Below are 2,218 nucleotides of genomic sequence, written 5' to 3' on the forward strand. Positions count from 1 at the left end.
CGGGGCGGGCGCGGGTTCGCCCGTCGGTGCCGACGTCGGCACCGGCTCGGTACCGGTCGCCCCCGGCGAGGTGGCGACCGCGCTCTGCGAGGCCGCGCCGTTCGCGCCGCCGTCGTCGGTGCCGACCATCCGGACGACCGCCACCACTCCCGCGATCAGCAGCAGCACCACGATCACGGTGGCGATGGCCAGCCGTCGCCGGCCGGTGCGCGGATCGGCCCCGGCCGCCTGGGTCGCGCCCATCGTCCACTCGCTGGTCACCGGCCGGATCGGCTCCGCGCCCGGCTCCTCGGACGGCGTCCCGGCGGGCTCCGCGTCCTGGGCCCGACTCCCGACCCGGACCGTCCCCAGCAGCCCGCCCACCGACCGCTTGCGGCCGTTCCCGGCCTGCTCCGGTTCCTTCGGCGAAGACTCCGAGGGCTCCGCGGACTCCGCCGAGGTCGACGCCGACGCCGACGGCTCGGACGGCTCCGCGGCGTTCGACGCCTCCGCCGGCCCCGCCGCCTTCGACAGCCCCGACGCCTTCGAGGCCTTCGGCTCCGGCTCCTCGGCCGGCTTCTCCAGCGGCACCGCGTGCTCGGTGGTCGACTCGGCCCGCGCGGTCGCCTCCGCGACCACCCGCTTGAGCATCGACCGGGTCTGCGAGGCGTCCAGCCGCTCGGCCGGGTCCTTCGCCAGCAGCCCCTCGATCACCGGCTGCAGCGGCCCGGCGTTCACCGGCGCGATCAGGTCCTCGGTCATCACCGCGGTCAGCGTGGCCAGCGCCGAGCCCCGGTCGTAGGGCGGCCGGCCCTCGACCATCGCGTACAGCGTGCCGCCCAGCGACCACAGGTCGGCCGGCGGCCCGGGCTTCTGCCCGCGGGCCCGCTCCGGGGAGATGTACGAGGGCGCGCCGACGAGCATCCCGGTCGAGGTGACGGAGGCGTCGCCCTCCACGCTGGCGATGCCGAAGTCGGTGAGCACGACCCGGCCGTCCTCGCCGATCAGCACGTTGGACGGCTTGACGTCCCGGTGCAGGATGCCGAGCGCGTGCGCCGCGCTGAGCACGCCCAGCACGTCGAGCGCGATCTCCGCCGCCCGGGCGGGGGCCAGCGGCCCGTCCTCCCGGACCACGTCGGCCAGCGAGCGGGACTCGACCAGCTCCATGACGATCCACGGCCGGTCGTCCTCGTCGACCACGTCGAAGACGGTCACCGCCGAACTGTGCCGGATCCGCGCGGTCGCCTTGGCCTCGCGCAGCGTCCGGGTGATCAGCCGGTGCTTCTCCTCCTCGTCGACGCTGGCGTTCATCCGCAGTTCCTTGACCGCGACGGTCCGGCCCAGCATCTCGTCCTCGGCGCGCCAGACGGTGCCCATGCCGCCGCGCCCGAGCACGCCGTTCAGGCGGTAGCGGCCGGCCAGGAGGCGGCCGGTGGAACCCTGCGCCTGGGTCATTCGGAACGTTCCCCCATGTGCTGCTGGCGGTCGTGGTGACGGCGCGTCGGCCCGACCTGGGGCCCGGACGCCCAAGCCTCCATCATCTCCTGTCCGGAGGGCCCGCGACCACCCGGCCCCCGCATCGAGCCGGTACGAACCGGAACGGAGGCGGCGCTCCGTGCCCGATCTGTGATCGAAAACTCGCCAAGATCTGTCCGGACCACTGCTACCGTTCGGCAGCTCATCGTATTCCGGGGGGATTCGACGCCCATGACCGCACCCGCACCGGGCACTGACGGCCCATCGATCCGGCCGCACACCGCCCAGCACTACTCGGTCGCACCACCCCCCGTCTCCCCCGAGGGCTACGTCGCCCCCGGCATGCCCGGCGCCCCCGTGGCCGGCTTCGACCCCGTCGAACCCACGCCCAGGACCGCCCCCCGGCACCGCACCGCCCTGGCCGTCTCCCTCGCCCTGCTCGCCATGCTCCTCGGCGGCCTCGCCTACGGCAGCGCCCCGCTGCGCGCCGCCGACAGCCTCGGCTGGCTGGCCATCGCCCCGGCCGGCCTGGTCGCCCTCCCGCTCGGCCGGCTCGGCGGCCAGGGCCGCTTACTCCCCCCGCTCGGCGCGCTCCTCGCCGCCGGCGCCCTGCTCCTCGGCCAGCTGATCGAGCACCTCCGCCGCGTCCACGCCGACGGCCCGGCCCCCGGCGGCCTGCTGCACGACACCGTCACCGCCTGGCGCGCCGACCTCCGCCCCCTCGACGCCGCCTTCTACGCCATCGCCCTCATCGGCGGGTTCC

2 protein-coding genes are annotated in these 2,218 nt (G+C 75.7%); one reads left to right on the forward strand and one right to left on the reverse strand.

The features are described 5' to 3' along the window. The coding region (locus AE652_RS44160; protein WP_049654350.1) for a serine/threonine-protein kinase at positions 1–1,434 on the reverse strand (1,434 nt) is incomplete at its 3' end. A 252-nt stretch (positions 1,435–1,686) separates the two neighbouring features. Here AE652_RS44160 and AE652_RS22535 point away from each other — a divergent pair. Continuing rightward, positions 1,687–2,218, forward strand: a 532-nt coding sequence (locus tag AE652_RS22535) for a hypothetical protein (protein WP_049654351.1), incomplete at its 3' end; no start/stop codon positions are given.

The organism is Kitasatospora sp. MY 5-36 (assembly GCF_001182915.1).
Taxonomy (GTDB): Bacteria; Actinomycetota; Actinomycetes; order Streptomycetales; family Streptomycetaceae; genus Kitasatospora.